This is a genomic window from Corynebacterium sp. HMSC059E07 (genome assembly GCF_001814395.1).
GTDB classification, from domain to species: Bacteria; Actinomycetota; Actinomycetes; order Mycobacteriales; family Mycobacteriaceae; genus Corynebacterium; species Corynebacterium hesseae.
This window is the reverse complement of the sequence record NZ_KV816296.1, coordinates 1-1,523: the sequence shown is the minus strand read 5'-3', so window position 1 is coordinate 1,523 and position 1,523 is coordinate 1. Positions and strand designations below refer to the sequence as shown.

1 rRNA gene is annotated in these 1,523 nt (G+C 53.4%); it reads left to right on the top strand.

Annotated elements, in window-relative coordinates:
* Positions 1-1,518 (top strand): 23S ribosomal RNA (locus HMPREF2967_RS13235); the annotation flags it as partial.
* Between the last annotated feature and the right edge of the window lie 5 nt (positions 1,519-1,523).

Here is a 1,523-nt window from a genome sequence, read left to right as displayed (position 1 = left end):
GGTGGTTGTTGATGTCGTGGGGCCTGATGTGTGGTTCAAGTGATGGGGTGACACAGTGTAGTAGCCATGCCGCTTAGTGGATTGTTGGTGTAAGCGTGTGAGGTGGTGTGTAGGCAAATCCGCACACCGTAATACCTGAGGCGTGATGCGTAGCCCGAGTGTGGGTGAAGTTGGTGATCTAGTACTGTCGAGAAAAGCCTCTAGCGATGTGGATGTATGGCCCGTACCCTAAACCGACACAGGTGGTCAGGTTGAAAATACTAAGGCGTTCGGGTGAACTGTGGTTAAGGAACTCGGCAAAATGCCCCCGTAACTTCGGGAGAAGGGGGACCACACGACTTTGACACTTCTTGCAGGTGTTGTGGGTTGTGGGGTCGCAGAGAATAGAGGGAAGCGACTGTTTATCAAAAACACAGGTCCATGCGAAGACGTTAAGTTGATGTATATGGACTGACGCCTGCCCGGTGCTGGAAGGTTAAGAGGACCGGTTAGTAGTCTTTGACTGCGAAGCTGAGAATTTAAGCCCCAGTAAACGGCGGTGGTAACTATAACCATCCTAAGGTAGCGAAATTCCTTGTCGGGTAAGTTCCGACCTGCACGAATGGCGTAACGACTTCTCTGCTGTCTCAACCACAGGCCCGGTGAAATTGCACTACGAGTAAAGATGCTCGTTACGCGCGGCAGGACGAAAAGACCCCGGGACCTTCACTATAGCTTGGTATTGGTGTTCGGTTCGGTTTGTGTAGGATAGGTGGGAGACTATGAGACGTGTGCGCCAGCACGCGTGGAGTCGTTGTTGAAATACCACTCTGATCGGATTGGATACCTTAACCTTGGCCCATGATCTGGGTTGGGGACAGTGCCTGGTGGGTAGTTTAACTGGGGCGGTTGCCTCCCAAAATGTAACGGAGGCGCCCAAAGGTTCCCTCAGCCTGGTTGGCAATCAGGTAGCGAGTGTAAGTGCACAAGGGAGCTTGACTGTGAGACAGACATGTCGAACAGGGACGAAAGTCGGGACTAGTGATCCGGCACCTACTTGTGGATGTGGTGTCGCTCAACGGATAAAAGGTACCCCGGGGATAACAGGCTGATCTTCCCCAAGAGTCCATATCGACGGGATGGTTTGGCACCTCGATGTCGGCTCGTCGCATCCTGGGGCTGGAGTAGGTCCCAAGGGTTGGGCTGTTCGCCCATTAAAGCGGCACGCGAGCTGGGTTCAGAACGTCGTGAGACAGTTCGGTCTCTATCCGCCGCGCGCGTTGAAACTTGAAGAAGGCTGTCCCTAGTACGAGAGGACCGGGACGGACGTACCTCTAGTGTGCCAGTTGTTCCGCCAGGAGCATCGCTGGTTGGCTACGTACGGAAGGGATAACCGCTGAAAGCATCTAAGCGGGAAGCCTGTTTTAAGATGAGGTTTCATTTGAGGTCCCCCAAAGACGATGGGGTTGATAGGCCAGACCTGGACGCACCGCAAGGTGTGAAGGCTACTGGTACTAATAGACCAAAACAAACACACACACCCA